The sequence below is a fragment of the Gemmiger formicilis genome, from assembly GCF_024462815.1.
Lineage (GTDB): Bacteria > Bacillota > Clostridia > Oscillospirales > Ruminococcaceae > Gemmiger.
On record NZ_JANGCG010000011.1, the window covers coordinates 1 to 16,290 of the forward strand.

General features: G+C 59.7%; 13 protein-coding genes. 3 read left to right on the plus strand and 10 right to left on the minus strand.

Annotation, left to right across the window (positions count from 1 at the left end; translation table 11 throughout):
- Positions 1-278 precede the first annotated feature (278 nt).
- The 5 genes from NE623_RS09895 to NE623_RS09915 all read right to left on the minus strand — a co-directional run bounded on the left by NE623_RS09895 (position 279) and on the right by NE623_RS09915 (position 3,733).
- Positions 279-956 carry a sigma-70 family RNA polymerase sigma factor gene (locus NE623_RS09895; RefSeq protein ID WP_256272318.1) on the minus strand — a complete coding sequence of 226 codons (678 nt, stop codon included), beginning with the start codon at positions 954-956 and terminating at the stop codon, positions 279-281.
- 32 nt (positions 957-988) lie between these two features.
- Entirely contained in the window at positions 989-1,423 is a 435-nt protein-coding gene (gene spoIIAB, locus NE623_RS09900; protein WP_256272317.1) for an anti-sigma F factor, read from the minus strand.
- A gap of 16 nt (positions 1,424-1,439) precedes the next feature.
- Entirely contained in the window at positions 1,440-1,736 is a 297-nt protein-coding gene (locus NE623_RS09905; RefSeq protein WP_256272316.1) for an anti-sigma factor antagonist, read from the minus strand.
- 90 nt (positions 1,737-1,826) lie between these two features.
- Positions 1,827-3,125, minus strand: coding sequence for a bifunctional folylpolyglutamate synthase/dihydrofolate synthase (locus NE623_RS09910; RefSeq protein WP_256272315.1), 1,299 nt, complete (start codon positions 3,123-3,125; stop codon positions 1,827-1,829).
- The gene (locus tag NE623_RS09915; RefSeq protein WP_256272314.1) at positions 3,122-3,733 is read right to left on the minus strand and encodes a VanZ family protein; all 612 of its coding nucleotides are present in this window, start codon (positions 3,731-3,733) and stop codon (positions 3,122-3,124) included. The genes NE623_RS09910 and NE623_RS09915 overlap by 4 nt, the downstream gene beginning before the upstream one ends.
- Positions 3,734-3,920: 187 nt before the next feature.
- On the opposite strand from NE623_RS09915, the gene NE623_RS09920 reads away from it, so the two are divergent.
- Together NE623_RS09920 and NE623_RS09925 are read left to right on the plus strand one after the other, a co-directional pair.
- On the plus strand, positions 3,921-4,262 hold the full coding sequence (locus NE623_RS09920) for an arsenate reductase family protein (RefSeq protein ID WP_256272313.1): 342 nt from the start codon (positions 3,921-3,923) through the stop codon (positions 4,260-4,262).
- A 386-nt stretch (positions 4,263-4,648) separates the two neighbouring features.
- A complete protein-coding gene (locus NE623_RS09925; RefSeq protein WP_256272312.1) occupies positions 4,649-7,357 on the plus strand; it encodes a valine--tRNA ligase in 2,709 nt (902 codons plus the stop codon).
- A 138-nt stretch (positions 7,358-7,495) separates the two neighbouring features.
- On the opposite strand, the gene NE623_RS09930 is transcribed toward NE623_RS09925, so the two are convergent.
- From NE623_RS09930 to NE623_RS09950, 5 genes are all read right to left on the minus strand, one after another.
- Positions 7,496-8,410 carry an RICIN domain-containing protein gene (locus tag NE623_RS09930; protein WP_256272311.1) on the minus strand — a complete coding sequence of 305 codons (915 nt, stop codon included), beginning with the start codon at positions 8,408-8,410 and terminating at the stop codon, positions 7,496-7,498.
- A gap of 247 nt (positions 8,411-8,657) precedes the next feature.
- A complete protein-coding gene (locus NE623_RS09935; RefSeq protein ID WP_256272310.1) occupies positions 8,658-10,586 on the minus strand; it encodes an ABC transporter ATP-binding protein in 1,929 nt (642 codons plus the stop codon).
- A complete protein-coding gene (locus NE623_RS09940) occupies positions 10,586-12,343 on the minus strand; it encodes an ABC transporter ATP-binding protein (protein WP_256272309.1) in 1,758 nt (585 codons plus the stop codon). The genes NE623_RS09935 and NE623_RS09940 overlap by 1 nt, the downstream gene beginning before the upstream one ends.
- On the minus strand, positions 12,337-12,858 hold the full coding sequence (locus NE623_RS09945; protein ID WP_256272307.1) for a MarR family winged helix-turn-helix transcriptional regulator: 522 nt from the start codon (positions 12,856-12,858) through the stop codon (positions 12,337-12,339). The genes NE623_RS09940 and NE623_RS09945 overlap by 7 nt, the downstream gene beginning before the upstream one ends.
- Positions 12,859-12,992: 134 nt before the next feature.
- Positions 12,993-14,798: a peptidoglycan D,D-transpeptidase FtsI family protein gene (locus NE623_RS09950; RefSeq protein WP_256272306.1), complete on the minus strand. Its 1,806-nt coding sequence runs from the start codon at positions 14,796-14,798 to the stop codon at positions 12,993-12,995.
- A gap of 195 nt (positions 14,799-14,993) precedes the next feature.
- On the opposite strand from NE623_RS09950, the gene NE623_RS09955 reads away from it, so the two are divergent.
- Positions 14,994-16,211 carry an iron-containing alcohol dehydrogenase gene (locus NE623_RS09955; protein WP_256272305.1) on the plus strand — a complete coding sequence of 406 codons (1,218 nt, stop codon included), beginning with the start codon at positions 14,994-14,996 and terminating at the stop codon, positions 16,209-16,211.
- Positions 16,212-16,290: the final 79 nt, after the last annotated feature.

Sequence of the window (16,290 nt, forward strand, 5' to 3'; positions counted from 1 at the left end):
CACACCCCCCTATACTTTGTCAACACCTTTTTTCGGATTTTTTGACAAATTTTGAGGGAGGTATTTGGGCAAGGTGTATATTGCGGAGATGGGGAAGTATGACTACTAAATGTGGGTGCGGAGGGTTCAGTGGTTTACCGGTAACAGCAGATATTGGGAAACAACCGGGCCGGGCACGCCCGGCCCCTACCGGGGTGGCTATACGGCAAATTCTGCTTGCGGAAAAGCTGCGGGCCGGGCCCCTACGATGTGATAATGGGTTTACGGTATCTGCCATTTCATTGTGCTTCCAACAGTTGTTCCCTCATCCATTTCAAGATGCGGCGTTCGCGGCGGGAAATCTGTACCTGCGTTGTGCCGAGAACGCGGGCGGTTTCGCTTTGGGTGCGGCCCGCGAAAAAGCGCAGCCGGATAAGCTGGCGGTCGCGGGTATCCAGCCTGTCCATCACCTCGGCCAGTCCAATGCGGTCGGAGAGTGCCTCTTCCGGGGAATCCACCGGCACATCAAACTCCCGCAGGCCGTCCTCGTCATCGACCGGCGTCAGGCTCAGAGTGGGCAGTGCGGCGCGGATAGCCAGTGCAATCTGCTCCGGGGTTGTGCCCAGCGTCTCTGCCAACTCGGTCACAGCGGGCTCACGGCCGGTACGCTTCAGACAGCGTTCACGCTCGGCGTTTATCTTCAGGCTCAACTCCTTGAGTGACCGGCTCACCTTTACCGTGCCGCCGTCGCGGAACAGCTTTTTTATCTCCCCCAGTATGACCGGCACGGCATAGGTGGAAAAGCAGACACCGCGCCCGGTATCAAACCCATCGCAGGCCTTGACCAGGCCCAGACAGCCTGCGGCGTACAGCTCCTCGTACTCTATCCCCCGCCCCTTGAAGCGCCCGGCGCAGGCGTGCACCAAGCCCAGATTCCTCTCGATAAATTCTTCACGCGGCTGCAGCTCTGCGGGCATGACTGTCCCCTCCTTTTATATATGTAGGGCACTCACGTCCGCGCCTCCAGCCGTTTTGTCAGGGTCACACGGGTGCCGCGGCCCGGCGTGGAGGAAACCTTGACCTTGTCCATAAAACTCTGCATAACCGCAAAGCCAAGCCCGGCGCGCTCCTCGGCGTCCCCGGTGGTGAACATCGGCTCCATCGCTTTTTCGATATCCGGAATGCCGACACCGCGGTCGGTAATTGTGATGCGCACCACGCCGCCCTCATAGATGGCCGCCGTCATCGTGATGGGGCCCAGCCTGTCCGGGTAGGCGTGGACAATGCAGTTGGTCACGGCTTCTGACACAGCGGTCTTGATGTCGGCCAGCTGGGGGACGGTGGGGTCCAGCTGCACCAGAAACGCCGCCAGCGCGGCGCGGGCAAAGCTCTCGTTTACGGAGCGTCCCGCAAAGGTAATCTTGACCTGATTGAGCATTTTCATCGGTGGTTTCCTCCGTTTAGGCGTAGGTTATGTGTGCCAGATCCAGCATACGGCGCACAGCGCGGGGCGGGTTCTGCACCGTCAGCCGCCCGCCCAGCGCGTCAATATGACGACCGCGCCCCAGAATCAGCCCCACGCCGGAGGAATCCATAAAGGTCACACCGGAGAAATCCAGCGTCAGCAGCTCCGGCAGGCGGTCATCCACCTGTGCATCAATTTCCCGCCGCAGTGACTGGGCCGCGTGGTGGTCTATCTCGCCGCTGAGATAAGCCGCCAGCGTGCCGGTACCGGGCACAAAGGTTACTTTGGCCATAGGTTCGTCCCCTTTTACAAAATAAAAAGCCTGTATCGTCCATGATACAGGCTTCGGGGTGCATATTTTGTTGGAATGACGCCGACGGGCTTATTTTTCTGCTTCCTTTAAAAGAATGGGCCGGGCTTCGGCAGCGAGATAGAGCGAGCCGCAGACAACAACGCCCGCAAGGTTATTTTCGTCCGCGAAGTCAACGGCCTTGCGGATGGCATCCGCCACGCTGTCAGCTGCTTCCGCTTCGGTGTGAAAACGCGCCTCCTTCTGCAAATCCTCGGCACTCAGGGCGCGGGGGCAGTTGGGGGTGACAGTATAGACCTTGGCAAAGCAGGGTGCCAAATCGGACAGCATATCCTTATAATCTTTATCCGCCAGCACGCCCAGCACACCGACGAGGTTTTCCTCAAAGTCAGCGCGGGTCAGGGTCGCGGCCAGCATCTTGGTGCCGTCCGGGTTGTGGCAGCCGTCCAGCAGCAGCAGCGGATGGCGACGCATTACCTCAATGCGGGCGGGCATCCGGGCATTTTCCAGCCCCTGCAGAATGGCATCATCGGAGATGTCATACCCGAACTCCCGCCAAAGAGCCAGCGCAATCTCCACCGCCATGGCAGCGTGGTTGGCCTGGTGGGTGCCTGGCAGACCCAGTGCGACGCGGTAGCCGCCGTAGTCGATACGGTTTTCCAGCCGTTTGCCACGCAGCATCGTCAAATCATCCTTGTCCGGCGTGATGATGCTGGTGTGTGCCTCGTCGGCAGCGGTCAGAATCGGGCCCATTGCCTCCGCGGGCTGGTCGGGATAGTTGACAACCACAGTGCCCTCTTTGATGATACCGGCCTTTTCGGCGGCGATTTTGTCCAGCGTGTCCCCCAGAATCTCCATATGGTCATAGCCGATTTTTGTGATGGCCGCCACCAGCTTGTGGGGCACGATGTTTGTGGCATCGCAGCGGCCGCCCAGGCCGGTTTCCAGCACCACCAAATCACACTTTTCGCGGGCAAACCAGAGCAGTGCCAGCGCGGTGACAGCCTCAAACTCCACCGGCTTCTCGCCGCCCTCGGCCACGATGGCGTCAATGGCGTCCATCACCTTCTGGGTCAGGCCGGCCAGCGTGCGCGGGGGTATCATCTCGCCGTCAATCTGGAAACGCTCCCGGAAGTCCACCACATAGGGGCTGATGGTCAGGCCGGTCTTGTAGCCCGCCGCCGTCAGGATGGACGAGGTCATGGCCGCAAGGCTGCCCTTGCCGTTGGTGCCTGCAATGTGGATGCACTGCAGTTCTTTTTCAGGGTTGCCCAGATGGTCACAGAGGTTCTGCATCCGGGCCAGCCCCGGCTCTCCCTTGCCCATGCGCGGCAGGGCGTGCAGGGCCTCAATTGCCTGTTGGGTTGTCATTCTTCGTCCTCCTCATAGCTTTGCAGTTTCTGGTTTTCGCAGGCACGGCGGGCGGCGCGGCGGGCCAGGCGCTCATGCTCACGCTGGCGCAGTTCCTCACGTTCGGCACGCAAAGCACGGTTTTCCCGCGCCATCCGGGCATAGGCAGTTATGCCGCGGACAATCAGCAGGATGATGAGCGCCGCCAGCAGTCCTGCTACAACGCCGGACATATCAATCCAAACATCCACAACGGAAGAGGTGCGGCTGACGCTGCGCAGCTGGATGGTCTCGTCCATCAGGGCGGTGGTCATACCGCCCAGCAGCGGCCAGCTCATATGGCGCACGAAATGCCGTGTGTAGACGCGGATGCAGAGCATCAGCAGAAAGCCTTCCAGCGCAAATTCAGAGAAGTGCGCGAGCTTTCGTATTAAATGCTCCGACAGCGGGCCAAGGTGCAGCTTTGCAAGAAAGCTGTTCACCATCTGCATTACAGCCTGACTGCGGGCCGAGGATTCCGCGCCGGTCTCCAACGAATTGTGAAAAATAAACAGAATACAGCCAATCAGCGCCGCGGTGAACAGCACGCGGAACACAATCAGCAGCGGGCTTGTCTTTTCTCTTTCCATATTTTTCCTCACTGGTACTATACTCCTCTATGAATTGACATTATAGCACCCGCCGGACACAAGAGCAAGCGTCCGGCGCAAAAAACACGCCCGCAGGCGGCAAAACGGGCTTTTGGTGGCCGTTGCCAAGCCGGAGGGAATGTGCTATCCTTAAAGCAACACTGCAATTCCAGAGGAGGAAACGGTTTTGAACATCCAGATTTTCGGCACCAACAAGAGTTTTGATACCAAGAAGGCCCAGCGCTGGTTCAAGGAGCGCAATATCCGGTTCCAGATGGTGGATATGAAGGAAAAGGGCATGAGCCGCGGCGAATTTGACAATGTCTGCCGCGCCGTGGGCGGCTGGGAAAAGCTGGTCGATGAAAAAGCCCGGGACAAGGACACACTGGCGCTTCTGCGCTGGCTGGACGAGAGCCAGCAGGCCGACAAGCTATTTGAGAACCAGCAGCTGCTGCGCCAACCTGTTGTCCGCAATGGAAAGAAAGCCACCGTGGGGTATTGCCCGGAGGTCTGGCAGGGCTGGGAATGACCCCGCCCACTGTGCGGTGAGGCGCGATTGCCCCCTTGACAAATCCGCCCGCCTGCTGTACATTATAAGGTACAAATGCAGTGCGAAAGAGTGTGCCCGCATCGTACTTTTGCAGCAAGCCGGGGGTTGATGCAAGCCCGGCAGAGCGCGGCGGGTGCTGTCACTTTCAAGCAGGCGCGGTGAGAGGGGCTTCTCCCCTGCCAGCCGCGCCCGGGGTTGCCGCCGTTATCAGGGCAGGCGGGCTGTTCGGCCTGCCGCAAAGCGGCCCGGGAGGGCAACTTGGGTGGTACCGCGACTTGAATTTTTCAGGCCGTCCCATGATAAACTCATGGGGCGGCTTTTTCATTTGCAAAAAACGCCCCGCACATTCACTAGGAGGTCACAATATGCCGAAAGAACTCGCCAAGCAGTATGCCCCGCAGGGCACCGAGGACCGCATCTACCAGAACTGGTGCGACAAGGGGTATTTCCATACCCAGATTGACCGCAGCAAAAAGCCGTTTACCATCGTTATGCCGCCGCCGAACGTCACCGGCCAGCTGCACATGGGCCACGCGATGGACGAAACCTGGCAGGACATCCTGACCCGCTACAAGCGGATGCAGGGTTACGCCGCCCTGTGGGTGCCCGGCACCGACCACGCCTCGATTGCTACCGAGGCCAAGGTTGTGGCCAAAATGCGCGAGGAGGGCCTGACCAAGGAGATGGTGGGCCGCGACGGCTTTTTGGAGCGCGCCTGGGACTGGAAGAACACCTACGGCAACCGCATTGTCAGCCAGCTGAAGAAGCTGGGCTGCTCCTGCGACTGGCAGCGTGAGCGCTTCACGATGGACGAGGGCTGCTCCAACGCCGTCAAAGAGGTTTTTGTCCGCCTGTATGACCAGGGCCTGATTTACCGCGGCAACCGTATGGTCAACTGGTGCCCCCACTGCAACACCTCGATTTCCGATGCCGAGGTCGAGTACGAGGCCAAGGAGGGCAGCTTCTGGCATCTGCTCTACCCGGTCAAGGAGACCGGCGAGCTGCTGGAGCTGGCCACCACCCGCCCCGAGACGCTGCTTGGCGATACCGCCGTTGCCATCAACGTGGATGACCCGCGCTATAAGCATCTGCACGGCTGCCATGTTGTGCTGCCGCTGGTGGGCCGCGAGATTCCCATTGTCTGCGATGAGCACGCCGATATGGAAAAGGGCACCGGCGTTGTGAAGATCACCCCCGCCCATGACCCCAACGACTTTGAGGTCGGCAAACGCCACAATCTGCCGATGATTCGCGTGCTGACCTATGACGGCCATATGACCGGCGCCGCCGACAAGGCCGCCGTGGATGCCGAGAAGGCTGCCGGCCGCGCCGCTGCTGATGAGCCCGATGTGCTGGACTGCGGCAAGTATGCCGGCATGACCGCACTGGAGGCCCGCAAGGCCATTCTGGCCGATCTGGAGGCCTGCGGTGCCCTGAAGGAGACTGAGCCGCTGACCCATGACGTGGGCACCTGCTACCGCTGCCACTCCGTCATTGAGCCGATGGTCTCCAAGCAGTGGTTCGTCAAGATGGAGCCGCTGGCCAAGCCCGCCATTGAGAGCGTGGAGAAGGGCGAAATCAAGTTTGTGCCCGAGCGCTTCACCAAGAACTACATCAACTGGATGAAGGGCGGCCGCGACTGGTGCATCAGCCGTCAGCTCTGGTGGGGCCACCAGATTCCCGCCTGGTACTGCGATGACTGCGGCGAGACCGTGGTTGCCAAGGACGCCCCCGCCATCTGCCCCAAGTGCGGCAGCGCACATCTGACGCAGGATCCCGACACGCTGGATACCTGGTTCAGCTCCGCGCTGTGGCCGTTCTCCACCCTCGGCTGGCCCGATGAGAACGCTGCGGATTACAACTACTTCTACCCCACCAACACCCTGGTCACCGGTTATGACATCATCGGCTTCTGGGTGTCCCGCATGATTTTCTCCGGCCTTGCCTACACCGGCAAAGCGCCGTTTGACACCGTGCTGATTCACGGCATCGTCCGCGACAGCCAGGGCCGCAAGATGTCCAAGTCGCTGGGCAACGGCATTGACCCGCTGGAGGTCATTGAGCAGTACGGCGCGGACGCGCTGCGCATGATGCTGATTATCGGCTCCACCGCCGGCAACGATATGCGCTACAGCGACGAAAAGGTGCTGGCCTGCCGCAACTTTGCCAACAAGCTGTGGAACGCCTCCCGCTTTGTGCAGATGAACCTGCCCGAGGACTTCCAGCCCGGCCTGCCCGCCGAGGAACTGCTGGACATGAGCGACAAGTGGATTCTGTCCGAGCTGGCCAAGGTTGCCGCCGAAGCAACTGCCAACCTTGACAAGTATGAGCTGGGTCTGGCCGCCGAGAAGGTTGAGAACTTCATCTGGGAGGTCTACTGCGACTGGTATATCGAAATCTGCAAGACCCGCCTGAACGGCGAGGACGCAGCCGCCGCCGACACAGCTCGCAAGGTTCTGGTCTACGTGCTGGACAAGGCCCTGAAACTGCTGCATCCCTTTATGCCGTTCATCACCGAGGGAATCTATCAGGCTCTGCCTGGCAGCGCCGAGACTATTATGAACGAAAAGTGGCCCGGCGATGAGAATATGAAGGTCTGGGCCGAGGACTGCGCCGACTTTGAGAAGCTGGTGGACTACATCAAGGCTGTCCGCGCCATGCGTGCCGAGATGAACGTCCACCCCGCCAAAAAGACGAGCATGGTCATCGAGACCGCCAGCCCCGCCGCCTTTGAGAAGGGCGGTGCCTATCTGGCCCGCTTCGCCTTTGCCACCGATGTGACCGTGACCGCGAAGTATGAGGGCAGCACCGACGGCATGGTGAACGTGGCCACCCCCGACGCGAAGGGCTTTATCCCGATGATGGAGCTCATCGACCGCGAGAAGGAGCTGGCCCGCCTGAACAAGGAGCTGACGAAGGCCGAGAAGGAGCTGGGTATGTTCACGAACCAGCTGAACAATCCCAAATTCGTTGAGAAGGCCCCCGCCAAGCTGGTGGAGGAAACCCGCGCCAAGCTGGCCGCCGCGCAGGAGAAGGCCGCCAAAATCAGGGAGAGCATCGCCGCACTGGGCTAAACGCAGCGCCCCTGCCCTGCCGCGTGTAAGCACGCCTTACCCATAAAAACAACCCCGCCCCATCAAGTGAAGTGCTTGATGGGGCGGGGTTTTATCGTTACAGCATAAAAATTGCAGAGGTAAAATTACAAGTACCGATTACTTGCGGCGCTTGCCCTTGCCGCCCTTGCGGGCGTTGGTCTTGGCGGCGGCAGTCTTAGCGGCCTCCACAGTCTTTTCGACCACAGGCTTGGCAGCCTCGACAGCCTTCTCGACAACCGGCTTTGCGGCCTCGACGGTCTTTTCGACAACGGGCTCAGCGGCCTTGACGGCCTTCTCCACAACCGGCTTAGCAGCCTTGACAGTCTCCTCGACCACGGGCTTGGCGGCCTTGACGGTTTCCTCGACCACAGGCTCAGCGGCCTTGACGGCCTTCTCCACAACCGGCTTAGCAGCCTTGACGGCCTTCTCGGCAACAGGCTTGGCAGCCTTGGCAGCCTTCTCAACCACGGGCTTAGCGGCCTTGACGACCTCCTCAACAGCCTCGGTGGCGGCCTTCTCGGCAGCGGCCTTGGCCTTGACGGCGGAAGCCTTCACGCTGGTCTTAGGCTTGCGGGTGACCTCGTCGATGGTCCAGAACTGGTTGTCACCGTTGACATCAGCCCAGATCTGCAGCACGGTGCCGTTCTCGGTAGCCATACCGGGGTCCAGCAGCTTGCCGGCCAGGTTGGACTTAATCTTGACGCGGCCGTCATTGGTGGGCTCCACAACCCACAGCTGGCTGGAGGCCTGTGCGCCCTCCCACTGGTGGACGCGGGTGCCGTCGCTCACGCCGCCCATATCCAAGTCGAGCATCTTGCCGGTAAAGCGGTTCTGGATGCGGTAGACGCCGTCACCGGCGGCCACGAAGTTCCACTGCTGCCACTCGGCGTTCGCGTTGTCCCACAGCTGAATCTTGGCGCCGTTGTCGATATTATAATCGGCAACCTCCACAACCTTGCCATTGGCAGCGCTGATAGTGTAGAACTTACCCTCGGTAAGAACGGTCTGTGCGGTTTTCTTTCTGGGTGCCATAATGCAATCCCCTCCTGTTTATATTCAAAAAATAGCTTATGTAAGGCGGCCGGTTCTTCCCTCAGGCCGCAGGCAGGCACAGCTTTCTGCGTGTCTACGTATCCTATTATAACCATTTTTTCCCTGCGCGTCAACTTTTTCGCGCTGTTGCGGCGTTTTGCACAAAAACTGCCGGGACGGCAGATGCTATCCCAGCAGTTTTGATTGATTTTAAGCCCTTTTGCGGCTTTTTACGACTTGTGCGCTATCAGCTGTTCTCGGCAAAATTGCCGGTGTACAGGCGGTAGTAGCGGCCCTTCTGGGCAATCAGTTCATCGTGGGTGCCGCGCTCGATGATGCGGCCCTGCTCCAGAACCATAATGCAGTCAGAGTTGCGCACCGTGGACAGGCGGTGGGCAATCACAAAGGTGGTGCGGCCATACATCAGGCCGTCCATGCCGTCCTGCACCAGCTTCTCGGTGCGGGTATCGATGGAGGAAGTTGCCTCATCCAGAATCAGCACCGGCGGGTCAGCAACGGCAGCGCGGGCAATGGCCAGCAGCTGGCGCTGGCCCTGACTCAGGTTCGTGCCGTCGCCGGTCAGCATCGTGTTGTAGCCATCGGGCAGATGCTTGATGAAGGTATCGGCGTTTGCCAGCTTGGCGGCGGCCATACACTCCTCATCGGTGGCAGTCAGGCGGCCGTAGCGGATATTCTCCATAACCGTGCCGGTGAACAGGTGGGTATCCTGCAGCACGATGCCCAGCGAGGAGCGCAGCGCGTCCTTCTCAATCGCCTTGATGTCCAGACCGTCATACAGAATCCGGCCCTTCTGGATGTCATAGAAGCGGTTGATCAGGTTCGTGATGGTCGTCTTGCCGGCACCGGTGGAGCCGACAAAGGCAATCTTCTGGCCCGGGCGGCCGTACAGATTGATATCGTGCAGGACAATCTTCTTCTCGTCATAGCCGAAGTCCACGTCCTTAAAGACGATATCGCCCTTCAGCTCGGTGTAGGTGGGCTTGCCGTCCGCACCCACGTGCTTCCACGCCCAGGTACCGGTGGACTCGTTCGTCTCGGTGACGGTGTCATCCGCCTGATACTTGGCGTGCACCAGCGTGACATCGCCCTCGTTGACCTCGGGCTTCTCGTCCAGCAGGGCAAAGATACGGGAGCCGCCGGCCAGTGCCATAACCACGGAGTTCAGCTGCATGGAAATCTGGCTGATGGGCTGGTTGAACTGGCGGGTCAGCACAAGGAAGCTGGCCAGACCGCCCAGCGTCAGGCCACCGAAGCCGTTGATGGCCAGTGCACCGCCCAGAATGGCGCAGAGCACATAGGACAGGTTGCCCAGCTGGCCGTTGACCGGCATGGCCACCAGAGAGTAGGCGTTTGCCTTGTCGGCACTGTGGAACAGCTCATCGTTGAGCTTGTTGAATTCTTCAATGGCAATGTCCTCATGGCAGAAAACCTTGACGACCTTCTGGCCGTTCATCATTTCCTCAATATAGCCGTTGACCTTGCCCAGCTCCTGCTGCTGCTTGACGAAAAACTTGCCGGAGTTGCCAGTCAGGTATTTGGTGGCCAGCAACATCACGCCGACCATCGCCAGCGCCAGCAGCGTCAGGGGGATGCTGAGGTAAATCATCGAGGCCAGCACGCCGACCAGTGTGATAATCGTGTTGACCAGCTGGGGCAGGCTCTGGCTGATCATTTGGCGCAGGGTGTCGGTATCGTTGGTGTAAATCGACATAATATCGCCGTGGGCGTGGGTGTCGAAATACTTGATGGGCAGCGTCTGCATATGGGTAAACATCCCATCGCGGACGCTCTTCAGCGTGCCCTGCGTAATCTTAGCCATCAGGCGGTTTTGCACAAAGATGGCAATGATGCCCACCGCATAGAAGGCGGCCACCCGCATAATGGCGGCGGCAAGGCCGGAGAAGTCATTGCTGCCGTCCTTCAGAAGGGGCAGAATGTAGCCGTCAATCAGCGTCTGGGAGAACATGGTGCCCTGCAGCTGGGCAAAAACCGCCAGCAGAATACAGCAGAGCACAACAATGACCTGCACCTTGTACAGATTCATCACATAGGCAAGGATGCGCTTGAACACCTTGCCGGGGTTTTCGACCTTGGGGCGGGGGCCGTTGCTGCGCCCGCCGGGGCCAACTTTGACAACCTTAGGCTGCTGTGCCATTATGCCTCCCCTCCCTTCTCATCAAAATCGCCGGAGCCTTTGGTCTGGCTGTTGTAAACATCCTGATAAATGGCGTTGGTTGCCAGCAGGTTGGCGGGGGTGTCAAAGCCGCTGACATGGCCGTTGTCCAGCACCAGCACCTTGTCCGCATTTTCCACGGAGGAAATGCGCTGCGCCACGATAAAGACCGTGGTGCCGGGAATCTTCTCGGCAAAGGAGTGTCGGATTTTGGCGTCCGTGGCGGTATCGACCGCAGAGGTGGAGTCATCCAGAATCAGGATATGGGGCTTCTTCAGCAAAGCGCGGGCAATGCACAGGCGCTGCTTCTGGCCGCCGGAGACGTTGTTGCCGCCCTGCTCAATGTGGGTTTCGTACTTATCGGGGAAGCGCTCAATAAATTCATCGGCGCAGGCCTGCTTGCAGGCCTCCTCAATCTCGGCATCGGTTGCCTCGGGGTTGCCCCAGCGCAGGTTTTCTGCAATCGTGCCGCTGAACAGCTCGTTCTTCTGCAGCACCATGGCCACGTTGTTGCGCAGAGTTTCCAGGTCATACTTACGCACATCCACGCCGCCGATGGTCACGCTGCCCTCGGTCACATCGTAGAGGCGGGGCAGCAGCTGCACCAGGCTGGACTTTGCCGAGCCGGTGCCGCCGATGATGCCGATGGTCTCGCCGGATTTGATATCCAGATTGATATCCTCCAGCGCCTTCTCGCCGTCCTTCTTGTAGGCAAAGCTGACATGGTCAAACTTGACAGAGCCGTCCTTGACTTCCATGACGGGATTTTCGCCGTTCGTCAGGTCGGACTGCTCGTCCAGAACCTCGGCCACGCGCTTGGCGGAGGCCATGGACATCGTAATCATAACGAAAACCATCGAGAGCATCATCAAGCTCATCAGGATGTTCATGCAGTAGCTCAGCATACTCATCAGGTCGCCGGTGGTGAAGGTGGTTGCGCCGGAGCTGACAATGAGCTGTGCGCCCACCCACGAGATGATGAGGATGCAGCTGTACACCGTCAGCTGCATCAGCGGGGCGTTCCACGAAAGAATCAGCTCGGCGCGCATCAGCAGGTTGCGCACATCGCCGCTGGCCTTCTCAAACTTTTCGCTCTCGAATTTCTCACGCACATAGGCCTTGACCACGCGGATGGCGGAGACGTTCTCCTGCACACTCTCATTCAGGTCATCGTACTTGCGGAAGGCCTCGCCGAAGTACTTCGTGGCGCGGTTCATAATAAAGAACAGCGCGCAGCCCAGCAGGATAACGGCAATCAGATAGACGTTGGCCAGCTGGCGGTTGATGGTGTAGGACATAATCAGCGCCGCCACCATGCTGGCGGGGGCACGCACCGACATACGCAGCAGCATCTGGTAGGCGTTCTGGATGTTCGTCACGTCGGTGGTCATACGGGTGACAAGACCCGCGGTGGAATACTTATCAATGTTGGCAAAGCTGAAGGTCTGGATGTTTGCAAACATCGAACGGCGCAGATTACGGGCAAAGCCGGTGGCCGCATGGGAGCCGGACACCGCGCCCAGAATACCGAACAGCAGCCCGAACAGCGCCGCCACAAGCATCTGTGCACCGATGGTGTAGATGACCTGCATATTGCCCGGCGTAACGCCGTCATCAATGATGGAGGCCATGAGCTTCGGGATGATCATTTCCATGACGACTTCCATAATCATAAAGATGGGCGTCAGCACGGAGACCAGGCGAAAGCCCTTGGTTTCACGTCCAAGTGTTTTTAACAAGTGGTATTTCCCCTTTCCTGGTTGGTGTTTTCCGTTTTCAAGATATGCTGTGCATTTTTCAGCGTCAGCTCCAGCACTGCGCGGGCCGCGGCTGCCTGCTGCGGGTCAATCCCCGCCTGCAGGTCATCCTCAAACCGGGCAATGCAGGCTTCAATTTCTGCGTGGCAGGCGCGGCCCTTTTCGGTCGCCACCAGCCGCTTTAGGCGGGCGTCCTTCTCCACAGCACACCGGGTGATGAAGCCGTCCTGCTCCAGCCCCTGCAGCATGGCCGTCACGCTGGAACGGCGGATGTTGAACCACTGCTCAATATCCCGCTGGTAGACGTCCCGCCCGCTGCGGTTGGCGCGGACGATATCGCCCAGCACCATGCCGCGTGCGCCGGAAAGCTCCGGCGAAACATCCGCTGTAATGCGGGCATCGAGTGCGCGGCGCACAACCCGCGCGGTCTGATTGACCAGCGCGCCGAAATGCTCTGACGCACAGCTTCCACATTCATTTTGCAGTTTATCGCACATTTCTTCCCTCCTGTTCCGATTTTCTCTTCCGGGCCTGTTAGAATCCGGATTGTTCAGAATCTAACAGTTCGTTTGCGTACTTTACAAGTATAGCACCGAATGTGCGAATGTCAATAGTGCTTTTTTTGATATTTTTATGTCGATGTCTGCGGCGCGTACCCCAGATACGGCAGGGCCTTTTCCAGCACCTCGGCGCAGACCGGACCGGAGAGTGCGCCGCCGCTGGTGGTCCAGCTGTGGGGCTCATCCAGACAAATCAGCACCGCCAGCCGCGGCGCGTCTATGGGCGCCACCGACACAAAGCTGGCAATGCGCGCGCCCTCGTTGGCGCTGTCCAGCTTCTGGCTGGTGCCGCTTTTGCCGCCCACGCGGTAGCCCGCCAGCGCCGCATATTTTCCGGTGCCGTCCGTGACCACGCCCTCCATCAGGCGGCACATTGTGGCGGAGGTTTCGGCGCTGATGACCTGCCGCTTTACCGTGGGTTGTACCTCTTTTATGACTGTGCCGTCCGGGGCGGTGATTTTTGCCACCACATAGGGCTGCATCAGCCTGCCACCGTTGACCACCGCGCAGACCGCCGTGAGCATCTGCAGATAGCTGACCTTGCTGCTCTGCCCGAAGGAGCAGGACGCCAGCTCCACCGGGCCCATCCGGTCGGCGGTGTAATACTCGCTGCGCTTGATTTCGCCCGGCAGGTCTATGCCGGTGGCCTCCCGCAGGCCAAACGCCGCAAAATAATCGCAGAAGCGCTCCTTGCCCAGCCGCGCCCCGATTTGGATAAAGCAGGGGTTGCAGCTGACGGCCAGCCCCCGGGCGAAGGTCTCGCTGCCATGGATATGCCCGTTTGCGCAGTGGAACCGTGTACCGGCCACGGTGATTTTGCCCGCGCAGGTGAAGTAGTCGGTAGCCTTGCACGCACCGGAATCCAGCGCCGCCGCGGCCGTGATGAGCTTGAACACACTGCCCGGCTCATACAAATCGCTGATGGCCTTATTGCGCCACTGCGCCTGCTGGGCCTGCTGCAAAGCGGCGCTGCGCTCTGCGCCGGTCAGGGCATTCACGGCGTCGCGGACTTCCTTATTTATAAGGGTGCGCGGTGTGTTGGGGTTATAGTCCGGCTGGCAGGACATTGCCAGCACCGCCCCGGTCTGCACGTCCATCACAATGCCCACGCCGCGCTCGGCTACGTGGTGTTCAGCCACCGCCGCGGACAGGGCGCTTTCCAGCCAGTGCTGAATGTTGGCGTCAATTGTCAGTGTCAGCGTATTGCCGGGCACGGCGTCCACCAAGGTCTGGTAGTGGGTGGGCATATCATAGCCCCACGCATTTTTGGCGGTCAGGATGCGCCCATTTTCCCCTGTCAGCTCGTCATTGTAGCGCAGCTCCAGCCCCCACAGCCCGGCATTGTCCACATCGGTAAAGCCCAATATCCCGCCCATAAAGCTCCCTTCCGGGTAGACACGCTTTGTGTCCTGCCGTATCTGCACACCGCTGACGCCGTTTTCCCGGCACCAGTCGCGGACGGCATCGGCCATTTCGCGCCCCACGCGGCGGCGCAGCAGGCAGTCATTGGAGGTGCGCTGGCTAAATTTTGCCAGCGTATCGGCGTAGTCCAGCTCCAGAATTTCACTCAGTGCCCGGGCGGCAGGCTCCACATCCGCATCGGCCATCTCACGCGGGGCGGCGCGGATGGTCCAGCAGGTCTCACTGGCCGCCAGCAGTGTGCCATCCGCGGAATAGATTTCGCCGCGGGCGGCAGGCAGCGTGGCCCCGCGCAGCTGCTGGTCGGCGGCACGGGCCGCATAGCCGCCGGGGTCGCACAGTATCAGCACCGCCAGCCGCACGGCCAGCCCGCCCAGACATCCGGCCGCCAACACGGCGGCCAGCAGCCGCGTGCGCAGGCGCATGGCTGCATTTTGCTGCGGCGTGATGTGACGCATACCCCCGGCCCCCTTTCCCCTTCTCATAAGGCTATGCGGCAGCTCTTGGCAAAATGACGAATTATCGGCGTGAAATTCTCCGTATTGTCGATTGACCATTTAGACACATTGGGTGTATACTGTATATAGTCTGTTTTGACATTTAATTATCAAAGTCCTAAAAGAGCATTTTATTATATTAAGGAGGCATACCCTATGGCTAGATTTACTTTACCCCGTGACTTGTATCATGGTCCCAACGCGCTGGAGGCTTTAAAGACCCTGCCCGGCAAGCGCGCCATGATTTGCGTCGGTGGTGGTTCCATGAAGCGCTTCGGCTTCCTGGACCGTGCAGAAGCCTACTTAAAAGAGGCCGGCATGGAGGTCGAGCTGTTTGAAGGCATTGAGCCGGACCCGTCCGTGGAAACCGTCATGAAGGGCGCTGCCGCCATGGAAAAATTCCAGCCCGACTGGATTGTGGCAATCGGCGGTGGCTCCCCCATCGACGCAGCCAAGGCCATGTGGATTAAATATGAATATCCCGACATCACCTTTGAGGATATGTGCAAGGTGTTCGGCATCCCGCCGCTGCGCCGCAAGGCTCATTTCTGCGCCATCTCCTCCACCTCCGGCACGGCTACCGAGGTCACGGCCTTCTCCATCATCACCGATTATGAGAAGGGTATCAAGTACCCCATCGCCGACTTTGAAATCACCCCCGATGTCGCCATCGTTGACCCCGAGCTGGCCCACACCATGCCCAAGAAGCTGGTGGCCCACACCGGTATGGACGCCATGACCCATGCGATTGAGGCCTACGTCTCCACCGCCAACTGCGACTTCACCGACCCGCTGGCCCTGCACGCTATCGAGATGATTCAGGCTGACCTCGTCGGCAGCTACAACGGCGATATGGCCAAGCGTGACGCTATGCACAACGCGCAGTGTCTGGCCGGTATGGCCTTCTCCAACGCGCTGCTCGGCATCGTCCACAGCATGGCCCATAAGACCGGCGCAGCCTTTGCGGACTATGGTGCCCACATCATCCACGGTGCGGCCAACGCCATGTACCTGCCCAAGGTTATCGCCTTCAACGCCAAGGATCCCACCGCCAAGGCACGCTACGGCGTCATTGCCGACAAGATGCATCTGGGCGGCGAGAATGACGATGAGAAGGTTGCCCTGCTCATCCAGTATCTGCGCAGCATGAACGATGACCTGAACATCCCGCACTGCATCGGCCACTACGGCGCTGACTCCTACCCCACTGAGCAGGGCTTTGTGCCGGAGAATGTTTTCCTCGAGAGACTGCCCGAAATCGCCAAGAATGCGATTGCCGACGCCTGCACCGGCTCCAACCCGCGCCAGCCCAGTCAGGAAGAGATGGAAAAGCTGCTGAAGTGCTGCTACTATGACACCGAGGTTGACTTCTAAAATCAAACAAGCCCACAGCGTGTAAAACCGCTGTGCCCCTGCCCCGGCCGCGTCCCTCCGCGGCTGGGGCTTTTCTATA

What these genes read in the sequence shown, in the direction of transcription:
- NE623_RS09895 (WP_256272318.1), bottom strand. Translation starts at nt 956, where the DNA reads ATGCCCGCAGAGCTGCAGCCGCGTGAAGAATTTATCGAGAGGAATCTG.
- spoIIAB (WP_256272317.1), bottom strand. Translation starts at nt 1,423, where the DNA reads ATGAAAATGCTCAATCAGGTCAAGATTACCTTTGCGGGACGCTCCGTA.
- NE623_RS09905 (WP_256272316.1), bottom strand. Translation starts at nt 1,736, where the DNA reads ATGGCCAAAGTAACCTTTGTGCCCGGTACCGGCACGCTGGCGGCTTAT.
- NE623_RS09910 (WP_256272315.1), bottom strand. Translation starts at nt 3,125, where the DNA reads ATGACAACCCAACAGGCAATTGAGGCCCTGCACGCCCTGCCGCGCATG.
- NE623_RS09915 (WP_256272314.1), bottom strand. Translation starts at nt 3,733, where the DNA reads ATGGAAAGAGAAAAGACAAGCCCGCTGCTGATTGTGTTCCGCGTGCTG.
- NE623_RS09925 (WP_256272312.1), top strand. Translation starts at nt 4,649, where the DNA reads ATGCCGAAAGAACTCGCCAAGCAGTATGCCCCGCAGGGCACCGAGGAC.
- NE623_RS09930 (WP_256272311.1), bottom strand. Translation starts at nt 8,410, where the DNA reads ATGGCACCCAGAAAGAAAACCGCACAGACCGTTCTTACCGAGGGTAAG.
- NE623_RS09935 (WP_256272310.1), bottom strand. Translation starts at nt 10,586, where the DNA reads ATGGCACAGCAGCCTAAGGTTGTCAAAGTTGGCCCCGGCGGGCGCAGC.
- NE623_RS09945 (WP_256272307.1), bottom strand. Translation starts at nt 12,858, where the DNA reads ATGTGCGATAAACTGCAAAATGAATGTGGAAGCTGTGCGTCAGAGCAT.
- NE623_RS09950 (WP_256272306.1), bottom strand. Translation starts at nt 14,798, where the DNA reads ATGCGTCACATCACGCCGCAGCAAAATGCAGCCATGCGCCTGCGCACG.
- NE623_RS09955 (WP_256272305.1), top strand. Translation starts at nt 14,994, where the DNA reads ATGGCTAGATTTACTTTACCCCGTGACTTGTATCATGGTCCCAACGCG.